This is a genomic window from Sphingomonas sp. GW821-FHT04B01, from assembly GCF_059420425.1.
On record NZ_JBWKTR010000006.1, the window covers coordinates 171,922 to 197,007 of the forward strand.

General features: G+C 66.6%; 30 protein-coding genes. 10 read left to right on the top strand and 20 right to left on the bottom strand.

Annotated features, from left to right (window positions below; all coding sequences use genetic code 11):
- Positions 1 to 2: 2 nt before the first annotated feature.
- Positions 3 to 449, top strand: a complete 447-nt coding sequence (locus AC07UH_RS15005; protein ID WP_038662051.1) for a MaoC family dehydratase — start codon at positions 3 to 5, stop codon at positions 447 to 449.
- 30 nt (positions 450 to 479) lie between these two features.
- On the opposite strand, the gene AC07UH_RS15010 is transcribed toward AC07UH_RS15005, so the two are convergent.
- The 5 genes from AC07UH_RS15010 to petA all read right to left on the bottom strand — a co-directional run bounded on the left by AC07UH_RS15010 (position 480) and on the right by petA (position 4,651).
- The gene (locus AC07UH_RS15010) at positions 480 to 1,142 is read right to left on the bottom strand and encodes a hypothetical protein (RefSeq protein WP_495180886.1); all 663 of its coding nucleotides are present in this window, start codon (positions 1,140 to 1,142) and stop codon (positions 480 to 482) included.
- Between the two features lie 94 nt (positions 1,143 to 1,236).
- Positions 1,237 to 1,767, bottom strand: a complete 531-nt coding sequence (locus tag AC07UH_RS15015) for an adenine phosphoribosyltransferase (protein WP_038662057.1) — start codon at positions 1,765 to 1,767, stop codon at positions 1,237 to 1,239.
- Positions 1,768 to 1,915: 148 nt separating this feature from the next.
- Entirely contained in the window at positions 1,916 to 2,758 is an 843-nt protein-coding gene (locus AC07UH_RS15020) for a cytochrome c1 (RefSeq protein ID WP_038662060.1), read from the bottom strand.
- A gap of 25 nt (positions 2,759 to 2,783) precedes the next feature.
- Positions 2,784 to 4,070, bottom strand: a complete 1,287-nt coding sequence (locus tag AC07UH_RS15025) for a cytochrome b (protein ID WP_038662063.1) — start codon at positions 4,068 to 4,070, stop codon at positions 2,784 to 2,786.
- A gap of 14 nt (positions 4,071 to 4,084) precedes the next feature.
- Positions 4,085 to 4,651 carry a ubiquinol-cytochrome c reductase iron-sulfur subunit gene (gene petA, locus AC07UH_RS15030; RefSeq protein ID WP_052075804.1) on the bottom strand — a complete coding sequence of 189 codons (567 nt, stop codon included), beginning with the start codon at positions 4,649 to 4,651 and terminating at the stop codon, positions 4,085 to 4,087.
- Positions 4,652 to 4,826: 175 nt separating this feature from the next.
- Here petA and AC07UH_RS15035 point away from each other — a divergent pair, with 175 nt between their 5' ends.
- A complete protein-coding gene (locus AC07UH_RS15035; RefSeq protein WP_495180887.1) occupies positions 4,827 to 5,291 on the top strand; it encodes a tRNA (cytidine(34)-2'-O)-methyltransferase in 465 nt (154 codons plus the stop codon).
- Between the two features lie 228 nt (positions 5,292 to 5,519).
- Here AC07UH_RS15035 and AC07UH_RS15040 read toward each other — a convergent pair whose 3' ends face one another.
- A complete protein-coding gene (locus AC07UH_RS15040; RefSeq protein WP_495180888.1) occupies positions 5,520 to 6,251 on the bottom strand; it encodes an AcvB/VirJ family lysyl-phosphatidylglycerol hydrolase in 732 nt (243 codons plus the stop codon).
- Between the two features lie 74 nt (positions 6,252 to 6,325).
- Here AC07UH_RS15040 and hemF point away from each other — a divergent pair, with 74 nt between their 5' ends.
- Both hemF and AC07UH_RS15050 read left to right on the top strand, forming a co-directional pair.
- A complete protein-coding gene (gene hemF, locus AC07UH_RS15045) occupies positions 6,326 to 7,168 on the top strand; it encodes an oxygen-dependent coproporphyrinogen oxidase (protein ID WP_495180889.1) in 843 nt (280 codons plus the stop codon).
- Positions 7,159 to 7,743, top strand: coding sequence for a GNAT family N-acetyltransferase (locus tag AC07UH_RS15050; protein ID WP_495180890.1), 585 nt, complete (start codon positions 7,159 to 7,161; stop codon positions 7,741 to 7,743). The genes hemF and AC07UH_RS15050 overlap by 10 nt, the downstream gene beginning before the upstream one ends.
- 303 nt (positions 7,744 to 8,046) lie before the next feature.
- Here the strand turns inward: AC07UH_RS15050 and AC07UH_RS15055 are convergent, their stop codons facing one another.
- Both AC07UH_RS15055 and AC07UH_RS15060 read right to left on the bottom strand, forming a co-directional pair.
- Positions 8,047 to 8,799, bottom strand: a complete 753-nt coding sequence (locus tag AC07UH_RS15055) for a hypothetical protein (RefSeq protein WP_495180891.1) — start codon at positions 8,797 to 8,799, stop codon at positions 8,047 to 8,049.
- Positions 8,796 to 9,641, bottom strand: coding sequence for a DUF7847 domain-containing protein (locus AC07UH_RS15060; RefSeq protein ID WP_495180892.1), 846 nt, complete (start codon positions 9,639 to 9,641; stop codon positions 8,796 to 8,798). Before AC07UH_RS15060 ends, AC07UH_RS15055 begins: the two co-directional genes overlap by 4 nt.
- A 102-nt stretch (positions 9,642 to 9,743) precedes the next feature.
- Here AC07UH_RS15060 and lipB point away from each other — a divergent pair, with 102 nt between their 5' ends.
- The 3 genes from lipB to AC07UH_RS15075 all read left to right on the top strand — a co-directional run bounded on the left by lipB (position 9,744) and on the right by AC07UH_RS15075 (position 11,724).
- On the top strand, positions 9,744 to 10,394 hold the full coding sequence (gene lipB, locus AC07UH_RS15065; protein ID WP_495180893.1) for a lipoyl(octanoyl) transferase LipB: 651 nt from the start codon (positions 9,744 to 9,746) through the stop codon (positions 10,392 to 10,394).
- A 115-nt stretch (positions 10,395 to 10,509) separates the two neighbouring features.
- The gene (locus tag AC07UH_RS15070) at positions 10,510 to 10,773 is read left to right on the top strand and encodes a hypothetical protein (protein ID WP_037532936.1); all 264 of its coding nucleotides are present in this window, start codon (positions 10,510 to 10,512) and stop codon (positions 10,771 to 10,773) included.
- Between the two features lie 186 nt (positions 10,774 to 10,959).
- The gene (locus AC07UH_RS15075) at positions 10,960 to 11,724 is read left to right on the top strand and encodes a hypothetical protein (protein ID WP_495180894.1); all 765 of its coding nucleotides are present in this window, start codon (positions 10,960 to 10,962) and stop codon (positions 11,722 to 11,724) included.
- Positions 11,725 to 11,776: 52 nt separating this feature from the next.
- Here AC07UH_RS15075 and queE read toward each other — a convergent pair whose 3' ends face one another.
- The 9 genes from queE to AC07UH_RS15120 all read right to left on the bottom strand — a co-directional run bounded on the left by queE (position 11,777) and on the right by AC07UH_RS15120 (position 21,104).
- Positions 11,777 to 12,409, bottom strand: coding sequence for a 7-carboxy-7-deazaguanine synthase (gene queE / locus AC07UH_RS15080; protein ID WP_495180895.1), 633 nt, complete (start codon positions 12,407 to 12,409; stop codon positions 11,777 to 11,779).
- Between the two features lie 4 nt (positions 12,410 to 12,413).
- Entirely contained in the window at positions 12,414 to 13,103 is a 690-nt protein-coding gene (gene queC, locus AC07UH_RS15085; RefSeq protein WP_495189875.1) for a 7-cyano-7-deazaguanine synthase QueC, read from the bottom strand.
- A 198-nt stretch (positions 13,104 to 13,301) separates the two neighbouring features.
- Complete coding sequence (hslO, locus tag AC07UH_RS15090) at positions 13,302 to 14,210, bottom strand: Hsp33 family molecular chaperone HslO (protein WP_495180897.1); 909 nt, start codon at positions 14,208 to 14,210, stop codon at positions 13,302 to 13,304.
- Between the two features lie 75 nt (positions 14,211 to 14,285).
- Positions 14,286 to 15,203, bottom strand: a complete 918-nt coding sequence (argF, locus tag AC07UH_RS15095) for an ornithine carbamoyltransferase (protein ID WP_495180898.1) — start codon at positions 15,201 to 15,203, stop codon at positions 14,286 to 14,288.
- A gap of 141 nt (positions 15,204 to 15,344) precedes the next feature.
- Entirely contained in the window at positions 15,345 to 16,541 is a 1,197-nt protein-coding gene (locus AC07UH_RS15100) for an aspartate aminotransferase family protein (RefSeq protein WP_495180899.1), read from the bottom strand.
- Between the two features lie 100 nt (positions 16,542 to 16,641).
- Positions 16,642 to 19,131, bottom strand: coding sequence for a TonB-dependent receptor (locus AC07UH_RS15105; RefSeq protein WP_495180900.1), 2,490 nt, complete (start codon positions 19,129 to 19,131; stop codon positions 16,642 to 16,644).
- A gap of 156 nt (positions 19,132 to 19,287) precedes the next feature.
- Positions 19,288 to 19,941, bottom strand: coding sequence for a sigma-70 family RNA polymerase sigma factor (locus tag AC07UH_RS15110; protein ID WP_038662104.1), 654 nt, complete (start codon positions 19,939 to 19,941; stop codon positions 19,288 to 19,290).
- A 94-nt stretch (positions 19,942 to 20,035) separates the two neighbouring features.
- Positions 20,036 to 20,173, bottom strand: a complete 138-nt coding sequence (locus AC07UH_RS15115) for a hypothetical protein (protein ID WP_038662107.1) — start codon at positions 20,171 to 20,173, stop codon at positions 20,036 to 20,038.
- A 121-nt stretch (positions 20,174 to 20,294) separates the two neighbouring features.
- Positions 20,295 to 21,104, bottom strand: coding sequence for a response regulator (locus AC07UH_RS15120; RefSeq protein ID WP_038662110.1), 810 nt, complete (start codon positions 21,102 to 21,104; stop codon positions 20,295 to 20,297).
- 273 nt (positions 21,105 to 21,377) lie between these two features.
- Here AC07UH_RS15120 and AC07UH_RS15125 point away from each other — a divergent pair, with 273 nt between their 5' ends.
- From AC07UH_RS15125 to AC07UH_RS15135, 3 genes are all read left to right on the top strand, one after another.
- Positions 21,378 to 21,545 carry a NepR family anti-sigma factor gene (locus AC07UH_RS15125; protein ID WP_495189874.1) on the top strand — a complete coding sequence of 56 codons (168 nt, stop codon included), beginning with the start codon at positions 21,378 to 21,380 and terminating at the stop codon, positions 21,543 to 21,545.
- An 8-nt stretch (positions 21,546 to 21,553) separates the two neighbouring features.
- Complete coding sequence (locus tag AC07UH_RS15130; RefSeq protein WP_425423967.1) at positions 21,554 to 23,146, top strand: sensor histidine kinase; 1,593 nt, start codon at positions 21,554 to 21,556, stop codon at positions 23,144 to 23,146.
- A 264-nt stretch (positions 23,147 to 23,410) separates the two neighbouring features.
- Entirely contained in the window at positions 23,411 to 23,545 is a 135-nt protein-coding gene (locus tag AC07UH_RS15135; RefSeq protein WP_038662115.1) for an entericidin A/B family lipoprotein, read from the top strand.
- A 94-nt stretch (positions 23,546 to 23,639) separates the two neighbouring features.
- Here the strand turns inward: AC07UH_RS15135 and tatC are convergent, their stop codons facing one another.
- The 3 genes from tatC to AC07UH_RS15150 are packed head-to-tail and all read right to left on the bottom strand — an operon-like array spanning position 23,640 to position 25,085.
- On the bottom strand, positions 23,640 to 24,416 hold the full coding sequence (gene tatC, locus AC07UH_RS15140; protein WP_495180939.1) for a twin-arginine translocase subunit TatC: 777 nt from the start codon (positions 24,414 to 24,416) through the stop codon (positions 23,640 to 23,642).
- Between the two features lie 5 nt (positions 24,417 to 24,421).
- Positions 24,422 to 24,817, bottom strand: coding sequence for a Sec-independent protein translocase protein TatB (gene tatB, locus AC07UH_RS15145; protein WP_495180901.1), 396 nt, complete (start codon positions 24,815 to 24,817; stop codon positions 24,422 to 24,424).
- Positions 24,818 to 24,845: 28 nt separating this feature from the next.
- On the bottom strand, positions 24,846 to 25,085 hold the full coding sequence (locus AC07UH_RS15150) for a twin-arginine translocase TatA/TatE family subunit (protein ID WP_038662123.1): 240 nt from the start codon (positions 25,083 to 25,085) through the stop codon (positions 24,846 to 24,848).
- Between the last annotated feature and the right edge of the window lies 1 nt (position 25,086).

The following is a 25,086-nucleotide window of genomic DNA, read 5'->3' on the forward strand; positions in this document are numbered from 1 at the left end:
CGGTGCAATATTTCGAGGATATCGAGGTCGGCGCGACGGCGCGCTTCGGCGATTATCCGGTAACGCGCGAGGAGGTCATCGCCTTCGCCGAGAAATATGATCCGCAGCCCTTCCACCTCTCCGACGAGGCCGCCGCCGCAACGCACTTCGGTCGATTGTCGGCGAGCGGCTGGCATACCTGCGCGATGACGATGGCGATGCTGGTCGCGCATCTCAAGGCGAACGAGCAGGCCGGGCTGGGCTCGCCGGGGATCGACGAATTGCGCTGGCGGACGCCGGTCTATCCCGGCGACCGCCTACGCTGCGAGACCGAGGTGCTGGAGAAGCGCCGCTCGGCGAGCCGGCCGGAGATGGGCATCTACAAGAGCCGGATGACGGTTCTCAATCAGGACGACGTGGTGGTCATGACCTTCGTGTCGAACGGGTTGATCGAGACGCGCGCACGCTGACGGTCGCCGGAGCGACCGCCATTGCCGGGATCACCGCCGCCCGCGCCAGCCGCCGCCGCCACGCGGACCACCGCCGCGCGGGCCGCCGCCGCGATTGCCGCCGCCCCAGCCACGCGGTTGGCCACCGGCGGCCGGTGCGACCGCCTGTGGTACCGCAGCTTGCGGCGTGCCGGAGACATTCGGACGATTGCCGCGCCAATTGCCACGGTCGCCGCGGAAGCCGTCCCCGCGGATGCCGTCGCCGCGAACGCCGGGCGTCCGGTCGCCACGGAAGCCTGGACCGCGGTCGCCACGGAAGCCCGGACCGCGATCACCGCGGAAGCCGTCCCCACGATTGCGATCGAAGCCGTTCCAGTCGTTGCGGAAGTTGCGATCGCCGCGCCAGCCGTTGCGGCGCTGCTCCCAATAGCGGCGCTGGCCGTCGTTCCAGCGATACGGCCGGCGATACTGATCGTAGACGTAGATGCCGGTGCCCGGATAATAATAGTCGCCGTACCAGCCGAAGTAGCTCGGATAGCCGCCGTAGCCATAGCCACCGCCATATCCGCCGTATCCACCATAGCCGCCGTCGTAATAGCCGCCGCTGCCATAGCCGACGTTGACGCCGCTATAGCCGTAGCCATCCGTACAAGCAGAGGTCGCGACCCCGGCACCGAAGAGGAGGCCGATCAGGGCCAAACGCTTGAGCAACATGCTGCTCTCCCAAAAAACGGGCGCGAGCATGGGGCAAAGACGCGCCGACTCGTCGCTCAACGAGGGCAGGTCATCGCAGGTTCCGGCTGAACGGTTAATGACCGGCGAACGTAACCAGCGAATCTACTTGGATATTCTCCGCGCGCAGCGCGTCGGCGCCACCGAGATCGGGCAGGTCGACGACGAACTGCGCCTGCGTCAGCTGCGCCCCCGCCTTGCGCAGCAGCCGCACGGCGGCGCGCGCGGTGCCGCCGGTGGCGATGAGATCGTCGACGAGCAGCACGCGCTGGCCGGGCACCAGCGCATCCTCGTGCATGACGATCCGATCCTCGCCATATTCCAGCGCATAATCCTCGGCGATCGTCGCACCCGGCAATTTGCCGTCCTTGCGGATCAGCAACACGCCGGCGTTGAGCGGCATTGCCAGCGCCGCCGCGAACAGGAAGCCGCGCGCCTCAATTCCCGCGACGAGATCGACCGGCCCAACCGTCGCCGCGACCATCCGCTCGATCGTCGTCGCGAAGCCGGCGGGGTCGAGCAGAAGCGTGGTGATGTCGCGGAACTGGATGCCGGGCTTGGGAAAGTCCGGGATGGTGCGGATCAGGGCCTTGAGGTCGTCGTTCATCCACGTGCTGTGCGGGGATGCATCGGCGGGGTCAATGCGCGGCTATCATTCCTTCCCGGCACACCGACGGATGCGAGCGAGGACCCGTAAAACAAAAGGGGAGCGCCTCGCGGCACTCCCCTTTCCAACCTCGCCGTGGCGGGCCGGATCAATGCTTCACGTCGCGCCAGACGTTCTGATACGCGCCCCAGGCGAGGAAGCAGAAGATCAGCAGGAAGATCCCCGCGGCCACACCCGCCGCATGGCGCGCATTGAGGTTGGGCTCCGCGGTCCAGGTCAGGAAGGCGGCGACGTCGCGCGCCATCTGGTCCTTGGTCGCCTTGGTGCCGTCCGAATAGGTCACCTGACCGTCCGAGGTCAGCGGCGGCGGCATCGCGATGTTGAGGTTCGCGAAATACGGATTGTAGTGCAGCCCCTGCGGCGTCTTCGACCCCGGGAACTCCTTGACCAGCGCCGCCGGCTGCGCGCGATAGCCGGTGAGCAGCGCATGGATGTAGTTGGAGCCGTCCTCACGCGCCTTGGTCATCAGCGACAGATCGGGCGGCAGCGCATTGTTGTTCGCCGCGCGCGCCGCGATCTCATTGGCGAAGGGCGACGGGAAATGGTCCGACGGCACGTTCTTGCGCGTCGCCGGCTCGCCCGTCTCCGGGTTGATGTTCGGCTGCTCGATCACCCATTGGTTGGCGATCGCCTTCACCTCGGGCTCGGAATAGCCGATCTTGGTCAGGTCGCGGAAGGCGACATACTTCAGGCTGTGGCAGGCCGAGCAGACCTCCTTGTAGACCTGGAAGCCGCGCTGGAGCTGCTGGTTGTCGAACTTCCCGAAGAAGCCGTTCGACGGCAGGTGGATGTTCTCCGGATGGAGGTGGAAGACGTGCTCGGCGCTTTCCGGCGCCGGGTCCTGGATCGCGGTCTTGGCGGTGCCGAAGAGCGCGATCGCGAGCACGAAGACGAAGGCGGCGCCGACCAGCGAGGCGATGATGCGAGGCATGATGTTCTGTTGTCCCCCAGTCGGTTCAGGCGTGCGCCGCGGTTTTGACCGGGCTGGTGCCGCCCTGCTTCGCCAGCACCGCCTCGGTGATCGAGTTCGGCAGCGGGCGCGGACGCTCGGAGCGCGCGACCCACGGCAGGATGATCAGGAAGTGCGCGAAATAATAGGCCGAGGCGAGCTGGCCGAGGATGACGTTGCGCGCATTGGCCTCCGCGCCGCCGACATAGCCGAGCACCAGCACGTCGACGAGGAGGATGGCGAGGAAGGCGCGATACTTCGGCCGGTAATTGGCCGAGCGCACCGGCGAACTGTCCAGCCACGGCAGGAAGAACAGCAGTAGGATCGAGCCGAACATCGCCAGCACGCCCCACAGCTTGGCCGGCAGGATGAAGTCCGCGGTGAAGCTCTTGAGGATCGCGTAGAAGGGCAGGAAATACCATTCCGGCACGATATGCGCGGGCGTCGAGAGCGGGTTCGCCTCGATGTAATTGTCCGGATGGCCGAGCATGTTGGGGCTGAAGAAGATCAGCGCCGCGAAGATCAGCAGGAACACGCCGAGCCCAACCGCATCCTTGGCGGTGTAATAGGGATGGAACGGCACGGTATCCTGCTCGCCCTTCACTTCGACGCCGGTCGGGTTGTTCGATCCCGGAATGTGGAGCGCCCAAATGTGCAGGATGATGACGCCCGCGGTGACGAACGGCAGCAGATAGTGGAGCGAGAAGAAGCGGTTGAGCGCGGCATTGTCCGGCGCGAAGCCGCCGAGCAGCCAGATGCGGATCGTCTCGCCGACCAACGGTATCGCCGAGAAGAAACCGGTGATGACCTGCGCGCCCCAGAAGCTCATCTGCCCCCAGGGGAGCACATAGCCCATGAACGCGGTCGCCATCATCAGCAGGAAGATGACGACGCCGAGCAGCCACACCATCTCGCGCGGCGCCTTGTACGAGCCATAATAGAGGCCGCGGCCGATATGGATGTAGACGACGAGCAGGAACATCGACGCGCCGTTGGCATGCGCATAGCGCAGGAACCAGCCGGCGTTGACGTCGCGCATGATGCTCTCGACCGAGCCGAAGGCGACGCCGGCATTGGCGGCATAATGCATCGCCAGCACGACGCCGGTGATGATCTGGATCGCCAATGCGGCGCCAGCGAGCACGCCGAAGTTCCAGAAGTAATTGAGGTTGCGCGGCACCGGATAGCCCGCACCGACGGCATTGTAGACGAGGCGCGGCAGCGGCAGCTTCTCGTCCAGCCAGCGCATCAGCGGCTGCTTCGGTTCGTAATGTTTGGCCCAGGGAAAGCTCATGATCCGGATCTCCCTCAGCCGACCGTTACGGCGGTATCGGAATTGAACGTATAGTCGGGGACGGCGAGGTTCTTGGGTGCCGGTCCCTGTCTGATACGCGCCGCGGTGTCATAGGCCGAGCCGTGACACGGGCAGAAATAGCCGCCGAACGGCCCCTTGTTCTCGCCCTCGCCCGCCCCGAGCGGCACGCAGCCGAGATGGGTGCAGACGCCCAGCGTGATGAGCCAGTTTTCCTTGCCGGGCTTGGTCCGCTCGGCGAGCGTCTGCGGATCGCGCAGGCTCGCGACGTCGACCTTGTTGGCCTCGGCGATTTCGGCGGGGGTGAGGTTGCGGACAAACAGAGGCTGCTTGCGGAACTGCGACTTGATCGCCTGTCCCGGCGCGATCTTCGACAGATCGACCTCGGTGGTCGACTGGGCGAGCACGTCGGCCGAGGGGTTCATCTGGTTGATCAGCGGCAGCACGATCGCCAGCGCGCCGACCCCAGCGAACGAAACGGCGGCGATATTGATGAAATCGCGACGGCGGGGATCGTGGACTTCCTCGTGGAACGGTTCCGGCGATTCACCGGGTGGTACCATGCTGTCAGTCGCCATTCGTCTCTGCCCTCGTCCATCATTATTGCGGAGGAACCGGTCGTGCCGCGCCACCGAACCCTACCGTCCCCACGGCGAGCCGGGGAACTGATAGACGGCGGGCCGACGCTTTGCCAACAGCATTTTACCGCAGCCGCGTGCGCCGCTAAGACGCCGGGCCATGACGACCGGCCTGCGCATCGCTTTGTATCAGCCCGACATCGCCGGCAATGTCGGCGCGGTGATGCGCACCTGCGCCTGCTTCGGCATCGGCCTCGACCTGATCGAACCGATGGGCTTCCAATGGGACGACAAGCGCGTCGCACGCGCGGCGATGGACTATATCGACCACGTCTCGATCACCCGCCACGCCGACTGGACGGCGTTCCTCGCGCAGCTCGGCGGCCGGCTGGTCCTGTCGACGACGCGCGGCGCGACGCCCCTGCCCGCCTTCGCCTTCGCGGCCGGCGACGTATTGCTGTTCGGCCGCGAGAGCGCAGGCGTGCCGGAGGACGTGCACGCACGGGCCGACGCGCGGGTCGTCATCCCGATGGCGCCGCCGCTGCGCTCGCTCAATCTGTCGGTATCGGCGGGGATCGTCGCTGCTGAAGCGCTGCGGCAGACGGGTGGCTTTCCTTCGGTTTGATCCACGCGAAGACGCGAAGATAAGAAGAAGGTTGGTTCGGGCAGAGGCGCAGAGGCGCAGAGAGGTGGCGGTCGGGGTGACGTCACGGCACACGAGGTCCAATCGTCCGTGTCGTCGGGGGTAAAAGGCTGCGCCGCACGGGCCATCTCTGCGTCTCTGCGTCTCTGCGTCTCTGCGCGAACCCATTCTTCTTCTCGTCGCGTCTTCGCGTCTTCGCGTGAATCAAATTCAGGGCGTCACCGCCCTCACCGCCCTCACCGCCCCCAGCACGTGGCGCAGCAGCCCGGCCTCGTCGTGATGGATGTTGTGCCCGCCCGGCATGCCGATCACCCGCGCCCCCGGCACGCGCAGCAGCGGGCAGAGGCTGTCGTCTTCCTCGACGCCATAGATGCAGGTGAGCGGCGCCCAGGTCAGCGTGTTGGCGGTGGTCACGCCGACGCTGTCGGGCGAATCGCCGTACGACCAGCCGGTGGGGTCGGCGCGGAAATAGACCGAATCGCCCGGCAGGACGAGGACGATCGCCGCCACCTTCGGGCGCAGATCGGCCGGCAAACGGGAAAGCCCGGTCTGGACGATGTCGGCGCCATAGGATTGCCCCATCACCACCACCCGCGCGACGCCGGTACGGGCGAGCGCGGTACGGACGACGTCGGCCATGAACGCGTCGACCTCGGCGCGGGTACGGCGCCGGCGGAACACCGCAGGGGTGGAGATGCCGACCACCGGGACATGATGTTCGGTCAGCCCGCGCGAGGTCGAGGCGCCGAGCAGGAAGCGCAGCCCCATGTCCCCCGAGACGTTGACCACCGCGATCCGCGCCGCCGGCGGCACCGCCGGATAGACGTGGACCGGATCGCGATCGAAGTAACCCGCCGCCCAGACGAACGCGCAGACGAAGGCGGAGCTGACCGCGGTCACGCGCAGCCCGCGAAACAAGGATTTGCGCGTCGATCGGTTCATGGCAGCGGCTTGCCAGCGATAGGCCGCGATGACCAGCGCTCGACTTCGCGACCGGCGCTTGCCACAAGCCCGCCATGCTGACCCTCGACGCCGAACAGACCGCCGCCCGCACCTGGTTCGAATCCTTGCGCACCCGCATCTGCACCGCCTTCGAGGCGATCGAGCGCGAGGCTGGCTCGGATGCGGCGTTCGACTATATCGCGTGGGACCGCACCGATCCCTCCGGCGCGCCCGGCGGCGGCGGCGTGCGCGGCGTCATGAAGGGCAAGGTGTTCGAGAAGGTCGGCGTCAACGTCTCGACCGTCGGCGGACTGCTCGACGGCGAGTTCGGCAAGTCGATCCACGGCGCCGGCGACGATCCGCGCTTCTTCGCCACCGGGATCAGCCTCGTCGCGCACATGGCCAATCCGCACGTGCCCGCGGTGCATATGAACACGCGCTTCCTCGTCACCACCAAACGCTGGTTCGGCGGCGGTGCGGACCTCAACCCGCCGCTGCCGGTCGCGCAGGACACCGAAGACTTCCACGCGACGTTCCGCGCCGCCTGCGACGCGCACGACCCGGCCTATTACCCGCGCTTCAAGGCATGGGCGGACGACTATTTCTACATCCCGCACCGGCAGGTCCACCGCGGCGTCGGCGGCATCTTCTACGACCACCTCGAAGGCGATTTCGCCGCCAAACTCGCCTTCACCCAGGCGGTGGGCGAGGCGTTCCTCGACGTCTACCCGCGCCTCGTCCGGCGGCGGATGGCCGAGCCGTTCGGCGCGGCGGAGCTGGCGCAGCAGCGCGCGTGGCGCGGCCGCTATGCCGAGTTCAACCTCGTCTACGACCGCGGCACGCTGTTCGGCCTCAAGACCGGCGGCAATATCGACGCGATCCTGATGAGCCTGCCGCCGGTGGCGACATGGGACTGACGCCGGTCGCGCCCGGCGAGCTGGCGACGATCGTCACCACGCTGGAGATGACGCGCCGGCCGCCGCTGCGTCCGCTGCCCGCCTCGCCCCTGCGGCTGGTGCGCTGGGAGCGGCCGGAGCCCGACAAATACCGGCTGCTGTTCCGCCGCGTCGGCGGGCCGTGGCTGTGGTATTCGCGGCTCGCGATGGACGATGCGGCGCTGACCGCGATCGTCCACGATCCGCAAGTGCAGGTCTATGCCGCGGTCGATCCGGCGGGGGTCGAGATCGGCTTCGTCGAACTCGATGTCCGCCATGCCGGCGCCTGCGAACTATCGTATTTCGGGCTGGTGCCCGAACTCGCCGGCAAGGGCCATGGCCGCTGGCTGATGGCCGAGGCGATGGCACGCGCCTGGGCCCCGGGCGTCACCCGGGTCTGGGTGCATACCTGCACGCTCGACCACCCCTCGGCGCTCAACTTCTACCGGGCGCAAGGCTTCGTCGCGGTACGGCGGACGATCGAGACCTTCCCCGACCCGCGCGCGCTCGGTCTGCTGCCGATCGATGCCGGCGCGCACATACCGTATCTGGCGTAGCGCGGATCGACGTTTAGGGTGTTGAGCATTCCTCCCCTGCCAGGGCAGGGCTATCGCATATGGACGCTTGTGCGACCCTGTCGCCTTCCTAACCCACCCCGTCACCCCGGACTTGTTCCGGGGTCCACCCTGCGGCGAGGAGAAAGGCTTGATTCGACACCGTTCCCTCGCGGCCCGGTGGACCCCGGAACAAGTCCGGGGTGACGAATCTGATAAGGAAACCGATCGAGCCTCGTCACCGCAGTGATATGCGATAGCCCTGCCCCTGCGGGGGAGGAGTTACGGAATGTCGGTCTTAGCTGCCTACGCCGCGGATATCGCCGACAGCCGGCGATAGGCGACGATCGCCACCAGTCCGCCGGCGAGCTGCGTCAGCATCGCGACGCCGGCGGCACAGGCATCTGCGATCGCGATGCCGAGCGGATTGCCGCCGCCCTCGCCGCCCAGATAATGCGACAGCAGCATGAACGGCTGCCCCGCCAGGATCGCGGCGAGATAGATGGTGACGATCGCGCCGAGCAGCCCCAATTGCCCGCGCCGCGTCATCCGCCACGACGCGCCGACCGCCTGCATCGCGCCGGTCTGCGGCTCGGCGAACAGCACCGGGCCGGCCAGCATGAAGCGGCTCATCAGCCACAGGCCGGGCAGCAGCAGCACGTACATCCCCGCCCCCGCCGGAATCGACACCACCACCATCGCGAGGATGAAGCGCGGGAAGCGCCGCGCCGCGCGCTGGATCGCCACGCCGAGCGTCGGCCGCTCGGCATCGAGGAACAGGCAGAAGAGGACCGCGAGGCCCAGATAGGTGATAGCATAGGCGCCGACCGAACCGAGCCCGTAATCGCCGACCCAGCCGTCGAGCGCGGTCATCCACGCCTGTGCCCGCGCCTGCGTATCGACGATCGTGTCGTCGGGCATCGGCAGCGGCGCGGTGAGCAGCAGCAATGCATAAGTCGGCACGAAGAAGAACAGGCCGGCGATCCGCAACAGCAGGTCGGCGTCGCGGCGAAACATCGCCCAGGCATCGCTCAGCAAGGCGGCGAGCGTCAGCCTCACGCCTGGACCTCGCCGCGCGCGGCCTTGTCGCGCAGCATCCGCTCGCGGGCGACCAGCGCCACGTAGAGTTGCGCGGAGAAGACGATCGCCACCAGCGTCAGCGCCGCCGACACTGCCTGCGCCACCGCGGCGGCGAGCAGCGCGACCGTCGCCTGCGCGTTGCCGCCGAGAATCAGGCGAAAGATCAGCCCGCTGACCGATTGCGCCGCCCAAGTGGCGATCATCAGCACGACGACGAACAACAGCACCGTGCCGACCAGCCGCCAGGTGTGGCGACGGGTCAGCCGCCAGCATCGGGCGATCGCGGCGACGGCCAGCCGCTCCTCCAGCACCACTGCATAGAGCGGCAGCAGCCGCGCGCCGACGAACAGCAACGCCAGCCCAATCGCCAGTGCATAGAGGCCGGCAAGCCCCGCGGCGCCCGGATCGGTCGGCGCCGTCGCGGTGCCCGCGGCAAGCGACCGATAGTCGAAGCCGGCGCGCAGCAGCAAAGCGATCGACGGCAGGAACGCCACGATCATCACCACCGCCAACACCAAAGCGACGAGCAATGCGGCAGGCAGGCGCGCACTGGCCTGTCGCATCGCCGCCGTCCGGTCGGTCGCGGGATCGGTCGAGGCGGCGATCATCGCGAGCTGCCCCCACACTGCGACGATCGCCGTAACGATAACGAGCAGCATGCCGATCACTGCGGTGGCGGTCGAGGGAGTGGCGAAGCCGGTCCACGCCGCGTTGATCACCGCCGGCAGGAACAGGGTGAGCGCCGCGATGCCGGCGAGCATGCCGCCGCGTCCGTTCAGCACCTCGACGCTGCGGTCCCACACATTGCCCATCTTGACCATCCGGCACCCCTTCGCCCGCGTTTGCGATCGGTTAGCCCAAGCGCCCCGGCTTGGCCACTCGCCAACTTGCAAGCGCCCGGTCTCTGGCACACATGCACCGGCATGACCGAGATCGATGGTATCGAATGGCGGGTATCGCCGGGCCTGACGCCTTATGACGAGGCACTGGCGGCGATGGAGGCGCGCGCCGAGGCGGTGCTGGCGGGCGAGGCGCGCGAGCTGATCTGGCTGCTCGAACATCCGCCGATCTACACCGCCGGCACCAGCGCCTCGCCCGGTGATCTGATCGATGCGCGCTTTCCGGTGGTCGCGACCGGACGCGGCGGCAAATACACCTATCACGGCCCGGGCCAGCGGATCGTCTATCTGGTGCTCGATCTCGGCAAGCGCGGCCGCGACGTGCGCTGCTTCGTCCATGGCGTCGAGGGCTGGGTGATCGCGGCGCTCGCCGAACTCGGCGTCACCGCCTTCCGCGCCGAGGGGCGGGTCGGCATCTGGACGCGCGACGGTGGCGCGGAGGCGAAAATCGGCGCGATCGGCGTTCGCGTGCGGCGCTGGATCACGCTGCATGGCCTCGCGGTCAACGTCGCACCCGACCTCAGCCATTTCAACGGCATCGTACCGTGTGGACTGCCCGATTTCGCCGTGACCAGCCTCGCCGATCTGGGCCGTGACGATCGTCTGGCAACCTTCGACGATGCTCTTGCGTTGAGCGCTCCGGCATTCCTCCGGTCCCTGTCTTGTCCGGCATAAACGCGCCGGACAGAATTCGAGGCTTGAGGGCTGGGCGTTATGCGATTAATGTCCACTGCGATTTGGGTATTAAAGGGCCAGCAAGCCGTCCAAATCCTATTCTAGGGAGCTTCCAATGCGTGCACTCATCTCCAAGGTCCTGACCGGCTCGCTGATCGCCGGCGCCGCTCTTGCGGTTTCGGCCTGTGGCCCGAAGACCGAAACGACCACCGACAACACGATGGTCACCGACATGAACACCACCGACGACATGGGCACCATGAGCGACAACATGACCGCCGTCGACGGCGCGTCGAACGGTGGCATGATGGCGAACGACACGATGATGTCGAACGACACCATGATGTCGAACGACACGATGACCACCAACGCAATGTAATCTCCCGTCAGGGATATTACGGTGGTGAAACGGCCGTCCGGGCAACCGGGCGGCCTTTTCTTTTGGTTCCCACGTTCTGGCGCATTTCATCCGATTTTATCGTGGATTGGCGCGATCGGGGATTGGGTCGGCCCGCGAAACCGTCTAGAATCGCCCGATAATAGCTTTCCGTGGGGATGACGAAAGATGACCGTGTTGCGTATCGCGCTGGCGCTTGGCGGCGCCGCGATCGGCCTGGCGGCGGCAGCGCCGGCTTCGGCACAATTCTACCTGCGCTCGCACGATTTCCGCGGCGAGGCGGTCAAGGGGCATGAGGACGGCCTCGGCCAGCCGCTGCCCGGCGCGACCGAGGCGGAGCTGCGCGCGGCGATGGCGTGGAGCGTCCGCGCTGCGCTCAACGTCGCCGCGCTGCAATGCCAGTTCGAACCGACCCTGCTCACCGTGCCCAATTACAATGCGGTGCTGAAGGACCATGAGGCCGAGCTGAAGAATTCGTTCGACACGCTCACCAAATATTTCATGCGCGTCAACAAGGCGCCCAAGGCGGGCCAGGCGGCGCTCGACCAGTTCGGCACGCGGACCTATTCGGGCTATGCGACCGTCGCGGCGCAGTTCGGCTTCTGCCAGACGGCGAGCGGCATCGGCCGCGACGCGACCTTCGTGCCGCGCGGCGGGTTCGGATCGTTCGCGATGGATCGCGTCCGTGAGCTGCGCAACAGCCTGACGCCCTATGGCGAACAGCATTTCCAGCGCTATCTCGGCCGCGACTATGCTTCGCAGCCGCGTCTCGACACGATCTGCTGGAACAAGAAGGGCGAATGGGTAGCCAAGAAGTGCGGCGTCTTCGCTTGGCCGCCGGCGAGCCCGACGGGAACGGCAGCGGTGCCTGCCGCCACGACGGCCGCGACGGCGCCCACCGTGACGGCAGCCGCGGAAACCGCGCAGCGCTGACGGCACATCCCCCCGGATCCGCTCCGGGGGGATTTGATGCTTTTGGAAGTTCCTAGCGCAGCCCCAGCAGCTTGTGCGTCTGCAACGACAGCCGCCATTGCGGGCGCTCCATCACCACCGCGATCGCCTCCTCGATGTTCGCAACACCACGGGCATCGTCCATCGGCTGCAACAGGCGGTTGGCGAAATCCCAGCTCTCGACCTCGGCGATATCGGTCCCCGCCTGCGGCCAGACCAGCTTCAGCTCGTCGCCCGAGCGTTGCACCACGACGCTGCCCGCCTTGGGACTGACGCACACCCAGTCGATCCCCGGATGCACCGGCAGCGTACCGTTGGTCTCGATCGCGATACGGAAACCGGCGTCGTGCAGCGCCTCGACCAGCGCATCGTCGATCTGCAACATCGGCTCGCCCCCGGTGAGGACGACGAAGCGGTCGCTCTGCCCCGCACCCCAGAAGCCCGCGACCGCCGCGACCAGGTTCGCAGCGTCGGCGAACTTGCCGCCGCCCAGCCCGTCGACCCCGACGAAATCGGTGTCGCAGAACCGGCAGACCGCCGTGGCCCGATCCTGCTCGCGCCCGCTCCACAGATTGCACCCGGCGAAGCGCACGAATACCGCCCGCCGCCCCGCATTCACCCCCTCACCCTGCAGGGTCAGGAACATCTCCTTGACGGCATAGCTCATGCGATCAGGGCCGAACGGCGTAGACCGTCGGATCGGCTATGCCCGCTTCCTCGAATCCCTTGGAGCGCAGCCGGCAGCTGTCGCAGGTACCGCAATGGACCCCGCCCGGTGCCGGATCGTAGCACGACCAGCTGATCCCCATGTCGACGCCCAGCCGCTGGCCCTCGCGGACGATGTCGGCCTTGGTCATATGCTGCAGCGGCGCGTGGATCTTGAATGGTTCGCCCTCGACGCCCGCCTTGGTGGCGATCTCCGCCAGTCCTTCGAAGGCGTGGATGAATTCGGGGCGGCAATCGGGATAGCCCGAATAATCGAGCGCGTTGACGCCGATGAACAGGTCGCGCGATCCCGCCGCTTCCGCCCAGCCGAGCGCGAGGCTGAGGAAGATCGTGTTGCGCGCCGGCACATAGGTGACCGGAATCCCCTCGCCGACGCCGTCCTTGGGCACGTCGACGTCGGCGGTGAGCGCCGAGCCGCCGAACGCCGACAGGTCGAGCGGCAACACGATATGCCGCTCCGCCCCCAGCGTCGTCGCGACGCGCCGTGCCGCGGCCAGCTCGACGCGATGGCGCTGGTTATAGTCGATCGACAGCGCGAGCAGGCGATAGCCCGCTTCGCGTGCGCTGGCGGCGGAGATCATCGAATCGAGCCCGCCGGAGACGAGCACGACGGCGAGAGGCCCTACGTTTTGCATGGTCATGATCCCCCCGGCGCTAGGCCAAAGCGGCGCAAAAGAAAAGGGCCGCGGGTAAGGCGGCCCTTGAAGGAGAGAGAAGCGATCGCTCCTCTGGGAGAAAAGCGTGCCGGTCATGAACAGGCACACCGCATGGCTAAGCGACCGGTATTAAAAGGAGATTAAGATGCCCGGCGGATATCCCTCCCGCCCTTTAGCTCAGGCGACCGGATCGGCCTCGGCCGGGACCGGGAATTTGGTCGCGCAGAAGGCGCAATCGACCTGGATGAACCCGCGTTCGTCCGCCATCTCGCGCCGTTCCTCCAGCGAGAATTTGGCCAGCACGCTCGCGATATAATCACCGGTGCAGCGGCAGCCGCGCGACAGCGGCGTCGAGGCGAGCACGCGCACGTCGGGCTCCTCGTTGAACAGCCGCCAGACCAAAGTCTCCAGCGACAATGCGGGATCGGCGAGTTCGTCGACGCCCATCGTCTGGCCGAGCGCCTCGACATGCTCCCATTCGGGATGGTCGAGCTGGGTGTGCAGCCGCTCGCGACCGACCTCGCCTTCGGGCAGATGCTGGAGGAACAGGCCACCGGCAACCGTGCGCTCGCCGTCGCGGGCGATGCCGACCCGGACGAGGCTGGGGATCTGCTCGGACTGGACGAAATAGCTCTGCGCCGCCTCGGCCAGCGTCTCGCCGTCGAGCGGGACGATGCCCTGATAGCGCTCGCCGGTCGCCGCGAGGTCGAAGGTGATCGCGAGATAGCCCTGACCGAACAGCGCGAACAGCGTCGGCTGCTCCGGCGACGCGGCGAGCTTCTCGGAGTCGAAATCGATATACCCGCGCACTTCCCCGCCCCGATAGTCGCAGACGAGCAGCTGGACGACGCCATTCTCGGTCCGCGTCTGCATGGTGAGCTGCGCAGTCGGGTCCTTGAGCGTCGAGCCGATCAACGCCGCCAGGGTCAGCGCCTCGGCGAGGAGGGCTTCGATTGCGGGGGGATAGGCATGTGATGCGAGGACGGCGTCGAGCGCGGGACCGAGCCTTACGACCCGTCCGCGCGCCGAGCGGGAGGGAATCGCGAACCCGAGCGCGCGATCGATATCGATGGGGGATTGTTGCATCGGCAGGAAATGGGATGGCGCGGTGGATGGGTCAAGTTACCCACCGCCCCCCCCCCCGTTCGCCACGCCCCCGGATCAGCCGATCTGGCCGAAGACCCAGCGCAGCACCGCTTTCTGGGCGTGGAGGCGGTTCTCCGCTTCCTGCCAGATCAGCGACTGCGGCCCGTCGATCACCGCATCGACCACCTCTTCGCCACGATGCGCAGGCAGGCAGTGGAGGAAGCGCGCATCGGGCTTGGCGCGCGCCATCAGGGCCTCGTCGACCTGATAGGGCATCATCGCGGCAAGCTTGGTCTCGGCATGCGCCTGGCCCATCGAGATCCACGTGTCGGTGACGATGACGTCGGCACCCTCCACCGCTTCCTGCGGCGAGGCGACGACGCGGGCGCGGCCCTGCCCGCGCACGACATCGGCCTCGGCCGGCATGAAGCCCTGCGGACAGGCGGCGGTGACGTCGAACTGCATCAGCCCGGCTGCCTCGATCAGCGAGGCGAGCACGTTGTTGCCGTCGCCGAGCCACGCCAGCTTGAGACCGGGCAACGCCTTGCCGTCCTCGAGGATCGTCTGGAGATCGGCCATGATCTGGCAGGGATGCGACTGGTCGGTCAGGCCGTTGATGACGGGCACGCTGGCGTAGCGGGCCATGTCCTCGACCTTGGCGTGATCGTCGGTGCGGATCATGATCGCGTCGACATAGCCCGACAGCACGCGCGCGGTGTCGGCGATGCTCTCGCCGCGACCGAGCTGCATCGAGCCTGCATCCATGACGATCGAGGTCCCGCCCAGTTGCCGGATCGCCATGTCGAAGCTGACGCGGGTACGCGTCGAATTCTTCTCGAAGATCATCGCCAGCACATGGCCGGCGAGCGGCGCGTCGGCGTCGGCGCGGCCCTTGGGGAAACCGGCACGCGCCGCCTTGCGGTCGATCGCATCGGCGAGCATCGCGGCGACGCCATCGGCGCCGGCATCGGACAGGTTCAGAAAATGACGCATTATAGTCCTCCCTCGCGCAGCGGAGAGCGGGACCGCGGCCGTCGGGCCGTGGTGGAGGGGGCGCTTCCCCAACGAGCCGCCCGCCGTCCTCCCCCTCCACCGGCTGCGCCGGTCCCCTCCCCCTAGCGGGGGAGGACTAGATCAATCGTCGCTGGCCGGTACGAAGACCCGCGCAGCGGCGCTCAGCTTGTCGATACATTCGGCGACATGGGCGTCCTCGATCACCAGCGGCGGCAGGATGCGGACGACGTTCTCGCCCGCCGCGACCAGCAGCAGCCCGTGATTGTCGCGGGCATGCGCGACGAACTCGCGCGGCTCGACTCCGGCCTTCAGCTTGAGGCCGAGCATCAGCCCCTTGCCGCGCACGCTCTCGAAGACGTGATCGTGGTTGGGGATGAGCTGTTCGAGCGCGCTGCGCAGCCGCTCGCCCATCGCCTCGACATTGGCGAGGAAACCCTCCTCCAGCATTACGTCGAGCACCGCCTGCCCCGCCGCCATCGCCAGCGGATTGCCGCCATAGGTCGAACCGTGCGTGCCGATCACCATGCCGCTCGCCGCGCGCTCGGTGGCGAGGCAGGCACCGAGCGGGAAGCCCGCGCCGATCCCCTTGGCGACCGCCATGATATCGGGCTCGATGCCGTAATGCTCATACGCCCACATTTTGCCGGTCCGGCCATAGCCGCACTGGACCTCGTCGAGGATCAGCAACAGGCCGTGCTCGTCACACGCCTTGCGCAGGCCGGTGATGAATTCGGGTGTGCCGACCGACACGCCGCCCTCGCCCTGGATCGTCTCGACCATGAAGCCCGCGGTGGTGTCGTCGATCAGCGCCAGCGCGGCGTCGAGATCGTTGAACGGCGCATAAGCGAAACCGGGCAGCAGGGGCTCGAAGCCGTCGCGCATCTTGGGCTGGTTGGTCGCCGAGATCGCCCCCATCGTCCGCCCGTGGAAGGCGTTGTTGAAGGTGATGATCTTGCTGCGCTCGGGATTGCCGGCGGCATAATGGAAGCGGCGCGCGGTCTTGATCGCGCATTCCACCGCCTCGGTGCCCGAGTTGGTGAAGAACACCGTGTCGGCGAAGCTGTTGGCGACGATCCGCTCGGCCAGCGCCTCGCCTTGCGGCGAACCGTAGAGGTTGCTGACGTGCATCAGCGTCGCCGCCTGTTCGGCGATCGTCTTGACGAGATGCGGATGGCCGTGGCCGAGCGCATTGACCGCGATGCCCGCTGCCATGTCGAGATAGCGGCTGCCGTCCTCACTGAAGAGATAACAGCCCTCGCCTCGGACCGGACGCACCCCGCACCGCGGATAGACGGGCATCAGGGCGGTAATGGTCACGGGGCATCTCCTCATCTCGAAACGAGAAAGGGCGGCCCTGCACGGACCGCCCATTCCCTCTTTACCTGTCGGCGTGGTGCCGGGTCAACACCGCCGCCGATCAGAATCCGGCGCTGATCGTCGCGAATACCTGTCGCGGTGCGACCGGGAAGAAATTGTAGGTGCCCGAGGCCGCGCCGATGCTGAGCGTCGATTCCGCGCGCTTGTTGGTCAGGTTGGTGACGTTGAGGCTGACCCCCAGCTTCTTGGCGATCCCCTGCCCGCTGAGCGGCATGTCGAAGCCGATCCGACCCGAGAGCTGCAGATAACCCTTCACGCTGAGATCGTTGGTATAGGTGGCGTAACGGCGGCCGATATAGTCACCGATCAATTGCACCTCGACGCCATCGGTGCGCAGCGTCGCCACCGTCTTGTTGAGCCAGTCGGGCGAACCCGGCACCTTCTTGCCCGCGGTCGCGACGGTCGCCTGCGCGGCCCCGGCGCCGGTCAGATAATCGTCGCTGTAGCGCGAATTGTTGTACGACAGCGCATCGTACAGCGAGAAGACGTCGCCGAAGCGGAACGTGCCGGCGATGTCGACGCCGTCGGTCTTGACGCTGCCGACGTTGTTGATGATCGGCGCGCCGCTCTGGATCGCGGTGATCGTCGCGGTCGGGCTCACCGCGAGCAGGCGATTGCTGAAATCGACGTGATAGTAGCTGATCTGCCCCTCGAAGCCGGTCAGCGGACCGGCGTCGAGCGTGCGGCGGGTGCGGGCGCCCGCTTCGTAGGTCCAGCTCGTCTCGGGCTTGGTGTTGTCCTTGAAGAATTCGAACAGCGTCTGGCTGCCGAGCGCGAACGGCGACAGGCCGGCGGCGGCGCTGGTCTGGAACTGGCGGATGTTCTGCTGGATGTTGAAGAACAATTGTTCGTGGCCGGTGACGTCCCACAGGCCGCCGACCTGCGGCAGGAAGACCTTGTTGGTGTTGAGCCTGCCGACCGGAAATTCGCGCGAACCGGTGAAGGAGCCGGGAATCGGCTGGACCGGCATCGTCTGACGCGCTTTCTGGAAGGTGCTCTTGAACCCCGCCTGCAGGGTGACGCTCGGCACGATCTGCCACGCATCCTGGATGTGCGTCTGGATCTCTTCGACGCGGATCTCGCTGCCATATTGGGTGATCAGCGGCTGTGCCTGATCGAGCGGGCGCGTGTACGGCGAGGACGGGTTGTTAACGTCGAGCGCATACCAGCGGCGATAGGCGGACGAGCTCTGATGCTCGTACCAGCCGCCGATCTCGATCCGGTGGTTGCCGATCTCGCCGACCAGAGTCGAGATCGCGCCAACGCGGTCGATGCGATATTCGGTGGTCCGCGTCGCCAGCCCCGAACCGCCGAAGATGGTGCTGAGTCGCGCCAGATTGGTCGCCGAATTCGGGCTGCTGCCCGCTGCACCGGGATAATAATAGGAGAAGAGCAGCGGCAGCCCCGCCGCGGTGATCGGCCCGGCGACGACGCCGACGCCGTCGTTATGGTGGAAATAGCCCTGGTTCGACCAGGTCAGGCCGGGGGCGGCGTGCCAGTCGTATTTGACGTAGCCGAGATAATCGGTGCGCTGCGCATCGCTGTAGTAATTGCGATAGTTGGACCCCGGCGCGGCGTTGACCGCGGCATATTCGGCCGAGCCGTAATAGGCGCGGGCGGCGGCGAAATTCGGGTAGAAGAACGGCCGGGTATAAGGCGCGACACCGCGGTTATCGACGGCGGCGGTGGTCGCGGTCGCCGGGCGGACGACGATCGATGTCGCATCCTCGTTCGGCTCGGTCTTGTCCGAATAGGAGAAGAAGGCGGTCAGTTTGCCGGTCGCGTCGTCGTGGACGATCTTGCCGTTGGCCTGATAGCCGCCCTGCTTGCCGTTGAAGTCCCAGGCGCGTGCATCGTGACGCACGCCCGAGACGTAGAGGCGCGTGCCGTCGCCGAGATCGCCGCTGTCGATCCGACCATAAGTGCGCGAGGTGTCGTAGCTGCCGACCACCTGTTGCAGCGTGACGCCGAAGCGGTCGCGCGGATCGCTGGAGAAGGTGTCGATCGCGCCGCCGAGGTTGCTGGTCGAGGCGGTGCCGAGATCGCCCGCGCCCGAGGCGAGCACGACCCGCCCGACATCTTCGGAGATGATCGCGCGTTGCGGGCTCAAGCCGTTGTAATTGCCGTATTGCTGATCGCCGAGCGGCACGCCGTCCAGCGTATAGCCAAGTTGCTGCGCGTTGAAGCCGTGGATGAACAGCGAGATGTTCTGCTCGTTGTTGCCCCAGGGGTCGGCGGTCAAGAAGGTGACGCCGGGTAGAGTCTGCAACGCCTTCAGCGGGCTGAGACCGGGCAGGATCTTCTGGATTTCGTTGCCGGAGATCTGCGTCACCGATCGCGTCGCGGTACCGCGGACGACGATCTCGCCGTCGGACGCATCGTCGGTGGCAGCCGTCTGCGCCGGCGCGGCACTGCCGCCGTCTTCGCCGGGGAGCGCCGCCGCGGGGGTCACGGTCTGCGCGGCGGCCGCGTGCCCGGCACACAAAGCGAGCGCGGTCGCGCCGGTCAGCAACATCGAACGGAGTGTCATGGAATTTCCCTTTGGCTCGTTGGCCTTAGGGCGCGGTGGTCGCTTTACGCGTCACGCCGGTGACTATCCGGTTGCAGATCAATGACAAACGGCCCCGCGTGAAACGCGAGGCCGTACAATGCGATAGAACGAAAGCGGGCAGCGACCCGCGGAAGCTCAATGCCCCCGGCTGAGTTCGTCGACCTCGCCCATGATCGTGTCGAGCGCGGTCTTGTTGACGTCCGTCTCGTGCTCGCGACGCGACGGCAGCGATCCTTCGGTCAGGATCGTCTCCAGCGCGACGCGGCCGCGCGCGACGCGGCTCTTGATCGTACCGACCGCCACCTGACAGATTTCCGCCGCCTCTTCATAAGCGAAGCCGCCGGCGCCGACGAGGATCAGCGCCTCGCGCTGCGGCTGCGGCAGATGCAGCAGCGCGCGCTGCATGTCGCCCAGTTCGACGTGGCGGTCCTGGCTCGCGGGTGCGGCGAGGATACGATCGGCGACGAGATCGTCCCACTCGCCCTTGAACCGCGCGCGGCGCATCTGCGACAGATAGAGGTTGCGCAGGATGATGAAGGTCCAGGCACGCATGTTGGTGCCGGCCTGGAAACGCTGGCGCGCTGCCCATGCCTTGAGCAACGTTTCCTGGACGAGGTCGTCGGCGAGGTCGCGGCTGCCGGACAGCGAGCGACCGAAGGCACGCAGATGCGGGATGACCTGCGCCAGCTGTTTCTTGAATTCGGGGTCGGACAGAGCAACGTGCTCGACCGGCGCTACGGGAGCGTCGTCGTCTTCGTAATCGTCGTCACGCGTAGCAGGCTGGGTCATGCAATTCCGTTCAAAGCCGGGGACATCATTGCCGCCTCGGGCAGCAAGATAAGGGTCCGCGCCGGCAAATGCCAGTGAGACGGGCTCGGTCGAATTATCGCAGGATCAGAAAGGCGAAGATCGCGATGACCAGCACGAGCGAGACACCCAGAACGTATCGGGTGACGCCCGGGGTCGCGCCCGCCCGCGCCTCGGTGGTGGTGACATGGACGGGTTCGTTCGGATCAGCCATGGACGTCAAACACACGACATCCGTTTTGGGTCCGTAACTTTATTCGACTTTACCGCAGTCCGGCGATGATCTGGCGATGCCGACGCGCCGTTCCGGATCGAAACGACGCGTCGGCGTGCCGTCACGCGAGCGCGTTGGGGATCGTCGCCTGATCGAAGAACAGCGCCTGGCTGATCGCGGCCTTTACCGTCGAACGCTGGAACGGCTTGGTGATCAGGAAGGTCGGCTCGGGACGCTCGCCGGTGAGCAGACGCTCCGGGAAGGCGGTGATGAAGATCACCGGCACTTCGAACTCCGCGAGGATGTCCTTCACCGCATCGATGCCCGAGCTGTCGTCGGCGAGCTGGATGTCGGCGAGCACCAGACCGGGGCGATCCTCCATCGCCAGCGCGACCGCCTCGTCGCGGGTCACGGCGACGCCGGTCACCTCATGACCGAGGTCGCGGACGATCGTCTCGATGTCCATCGCGATGATCGGCTCGTCCTCGATGATCAGCACGCGCGCGCGGGTCTGCTTCTCGATCTCGGCCAGCGCCTCGGCGACCAGGGTCTCGACCTCGCTGGTGTCGACCTCGATCAGATAGGCGGCGTCCTCGGGGGTGAAACCCTCCATCGCGGTCAGCAACAGCGCCTGACGCGACAGCGGCGTCATGCGGGCGAGACGGGCACGGGCGACCGCCTCGGTCCCCTCGGCGTCGCTCTGCGAGGTCTGCTCCTCGCCATCGGCATTGGCCGAGGCCCAGATGCCCTGGAACATACGATACAGGCCGAGGCGCGGATCGACGTCGCGCGGGAATTGATCCGGCGCCGCGACGATCGCCTCCAGCGTGGCGCGGACGTATTTGTCGCCCTGCTGCTGGCTGCCGGTCAGGGCCCGGCCGTAGCGCCGCAGGAAGGGAAGATGCGGTGCGAGTTGCTGTCCAAGCGACATGGGTGGTGATCACTCCCTGAAGAACTGCCCGGATGTCCGGGATCTGAAATATCGAACGGGTGCCTGATCTGTGCGGGCGCCCGCCGCTTTGCAACGATGTTTGTCGAAGAACCCGACCGACCCGTGGGCCCGCGGAAATTTCGCGCGACGATGGAACCATCGAAGGCTAATTTGGTTTCATCGCCGATCGAATGGGTCAGCCGCTCCTGATTTGCGGCTATCATTCATTGTGCGTCGATTGCCCGGTAGGACCGGGCCACCCAGGGGGACATGTTGGAACTGCCCAGCGACAAGGACACGAAAACGTCTTCCAAAAAGTCTCCTGCCAAGGTTCAGAGCAAGGATCGCGACATGGGCGCGGCACTTCGCTCCGCGTACCAGCGGACGATTGATGAAAGCGTTCCCGACGAAATGCTCGACCTGCTGAACAAGCTCGCCTAGCAGAGGGCATGGCCACACCCTTCGCCGCGGCATCCTCCACCCGACGCGCGGCAATGGCCCCGGTGTCGGCGCTTTCGCGTTTGCCGACGGGCGCCAAGCTGTTCATCACGCTCAGCATAGCATTGCTGTTGCTGGCGCTGATCGCGATCGGGGCGACGCTGCAGACCGGACGGACCGCGGATGCCGAGGCGCGGGCGCGGCTGCGTATCGCCGCCAACGAGAGTGCGCGCAGCATCGCCATCGAGCTCATCGGCGACATGACCGCGTTGCGCGTCGCGGTGAATGCGCTCCAGGCCGATGCCGGCGATGCGCCGAGTTGTGCGCGGGCGCAGGGTGTGTTCGCGCAACAGGCGACGACGGGCACGCGCTTCTCGATCGTCGATCGCAACGGCCGGCTGTTGTGCGGCGAACCGCTCGACAGCAACGTCTCGATCGACACCAGCACCGCGGTCGGCGCGGCGATCGTTCCCGACAAGGGCCTGATCCTGTCGGTTGCCGGCCCGCGCCGTGGGCCGAGCGCGCGCGTGTTCTTTCCCCGTCCCTTCCTTGCCCGGCTCGCCACGCCGACCAGCCGCGCCGTGCCGCTCGCCAGCGCGCTGGTGCACGACGACACGTCGCTCGACCTCGCCAGCATTCCCGACCTCGGCCCGCTCGATCGCGTCGAGACCGTCGAGACCGACCTCGGCCTCGGCGGCCTGACGCTGCGGACGAGCACGCGCAGCGCGCCGATCACCTCGTCCTTCCTCGTCGCGCTGATGCTGCCGCTGTTGATGTGGGCGGCGGCGGCGGGATTGGCATGGTTCATCGTCGACCGGCTGCTGATCCGCCCGCTGCGCCTGCTGCGCGCCAGCGTCGCCTCCTACACGCCGGGCGAAGTGATCGATCCGGGCCAGCTCGGACCGTTGCCGGCGCAGGAGATCCGCGAGCTCGGCGACACCTTCCGCGCGATCAGCCGTACCGTCGCGCTGCACGAGGCCGGCCTTGCCGAGGCGGTGGTGCGGCAGACCAAATTGACGCGCGAGGTCCACCATCGCGTCAAGAACAACCTCCAGGTCATCTCCAGCCTGATCAATTTTCATGCGCGCGGCGCGCCGAGCCCCGATGCGACCGCGGCCTATGCCTCGATCCAGCGTCGCGTCGACGCGCTCGCCGTCGTCCACCGCAACCATTTCGCCGAGATGGAGGACAATCGCGGGCTCAACCTGCGTGCGGTGATCGGCGAACTGGCATCGAACATCCGCGCCACCGCACCCGAAGGCGCGACCAGCCTGTCGATCGCGCTCGACGTCGACCCCTATCTCGTCAATCAGGACGTCGCGGTGGCGGTCGCCTTTCTCGTGACCGAGACGATCGAGCTGGCGATGAATTGCGACCGTGCCGCGCAGATCCGCGTCGCGGTGAAGCCCGGCGACGACGATGCCAAGGCGAAGCTCCGCGTCGTCTCGCGCGCCTTCGTCGCGAGCGAGACGCTGGAGACCCTGCTGTCGACCCGCTACGGCCGGGTGATCGAGGGTCTGTCGCGCCAATTGCGGGCGCCGCTGCACCACGATCCGATGACCGGCGCCTATGAAATCGCCATCGCCGTGCTGGGCCGCGACTGAACGAAAATAATTTCAAACCCGGTCGCTTTTGCACGGAACCAACGATCCGAGGCCGGGTTATGCAATACGGATCGCGACCTTATGCCCCCCCGCTCTCGCGGTCCACGACATAGGCCCGGAAACACTCACCCTCCCCCCCCCGGTGAATGTTTCCGGGCCTTATCGATTCAATCTTACCGTATCATGGCAGGTCGAGAGTTCCGGGTCCGGAACGAATACGCCGCCCGATCATTCCCCTAGCGCTATTCAAGCCCAGGAGGTTCTATGCGTAAGGTTCTCGGATTGGTCGTCGTCGCGGGTGCGCTCATGGTCAGCGCATGCAACACGGTCGAAGGCGTCGGCAAGGACGTGAAGTCGGCCGGCAGCACGGTCGCCAAGACCGCCGACGACGCCAAGTAAGCTTCCACCTCACGTGGTCGGAAAAGCCTCCGCTCCTGCGAGCGGAGGCTTTTTTGTGTGAGGTGTTTGTCTGCCTCCCCGATGGGGAAGCGGGTTACGCCTCGACGATGTCGGTGCCCGCGACCTTCAACCGCTTGCGTTCGGTGAACCAGATGCCGATGATCGCGACCTCGTACAGCAGGATCAACGGCACGGCGAGCAGCACCTGGCTCATCAGGTCTGGCGGGGTCAGCACCGCGGCGATCGCCGTCGCGCCGACGATCGCATAGCGCCGTGCGCCGATCAGCTGCTTGCGCGTGATGATGCCGGCCCGTTCGAGCAGCATCAGCAACACCGGCAGCAGGAACGCGATGCCGAACGCGAAGAGGAACTGCATCACGAAGGACAGATAGTTACCGATCGCCGGCAACGCTTCCTGATGGACGCCGCCGACGTTGCCCTGGAAGCTCAGCAGGAAATGCAGCGCCATCGGGATCGCCATATAATAAGCGAGTGCGGCGCCGCTGATGAACAGGATCGGGGTCGCGAGGATGAAGGGCAGCAGCGCGCGCTTCTCCTTGCGGTACAGGCCGGGCGCGACGAACTGCCAGAGCTGGTTGGCGATCACCGGAAAGGCGATCATCATCGCGGCGAAGAAGGCGACCTTCACCTTGACGAAGAACGCCTCGAAGATCTGCGTGTAGATCACCGTCTTCTGCCCGGCCGACAGCAGCGGCTGGACGAGGAAGGCGAAGATATCCTCCGCGAACCAATAGCTCAGGCCGAACGCGACGACGAGCGCGGCGATGCAATAGAGCAGGCGCCGGCGCAATTCGATGAGATGGTCGAGCAGCGGCGCGCGGCTGGCGTCGACCTCGTCCTCGATATCCATGCCGCTCATGATGGCGTGGTATCCGGATGCGGCGCCGGCTTGTGCTCGGGTGCCGGCATGACGACCGGCTTTTCGACCATCACCGGCGCATCAGGCTCGGCCTGCCCCGCCGGATCGGCCGCCGCGACCGGTTCGGCGGCGGCAACCGATTCCGCCTCCGACGACACCGGATGCTCGGCCATGATCCGCGCATTCTCCGCGGCCCACCGCTTCTCCATTTCTTCCAGCTCCGCCTCGCGGACCATATTGTCGAAACCCTGGCGGAAGGAGCGCGCGACACCGCGCGCCTTGCCGACCCAATAGCCGACGACCCGCATCGCCTTCGGCAGGTCCTTGGGTCCGATCACCACCAGCGCCACGAAGGCGACCAGCAGGAATTCGGACGGCGCGATATCGAACATGTAACGCTGTCAGCGGATCGAGGGCGGCTTAACGGTCGTCGCGGACGCGCTCGCCGTCGCGATCGAACGCGGGCTCGGCGGCCTTTTGTGCTTCGATCCGCGGTGCCGGCTTGGCGGGGACGTCGTCGTCGTGTTCGGCCATGCCCTTCTTGAAATTCTTCACACCCTTGGCGACGTCGCCCATCAGGTTGGAGAATCGGCCGCCGCCGAGCAGCAGAATCGCGACGACGGCAAGAACGAGCAGATGGATCGGGCTGAAGCTGCCCATG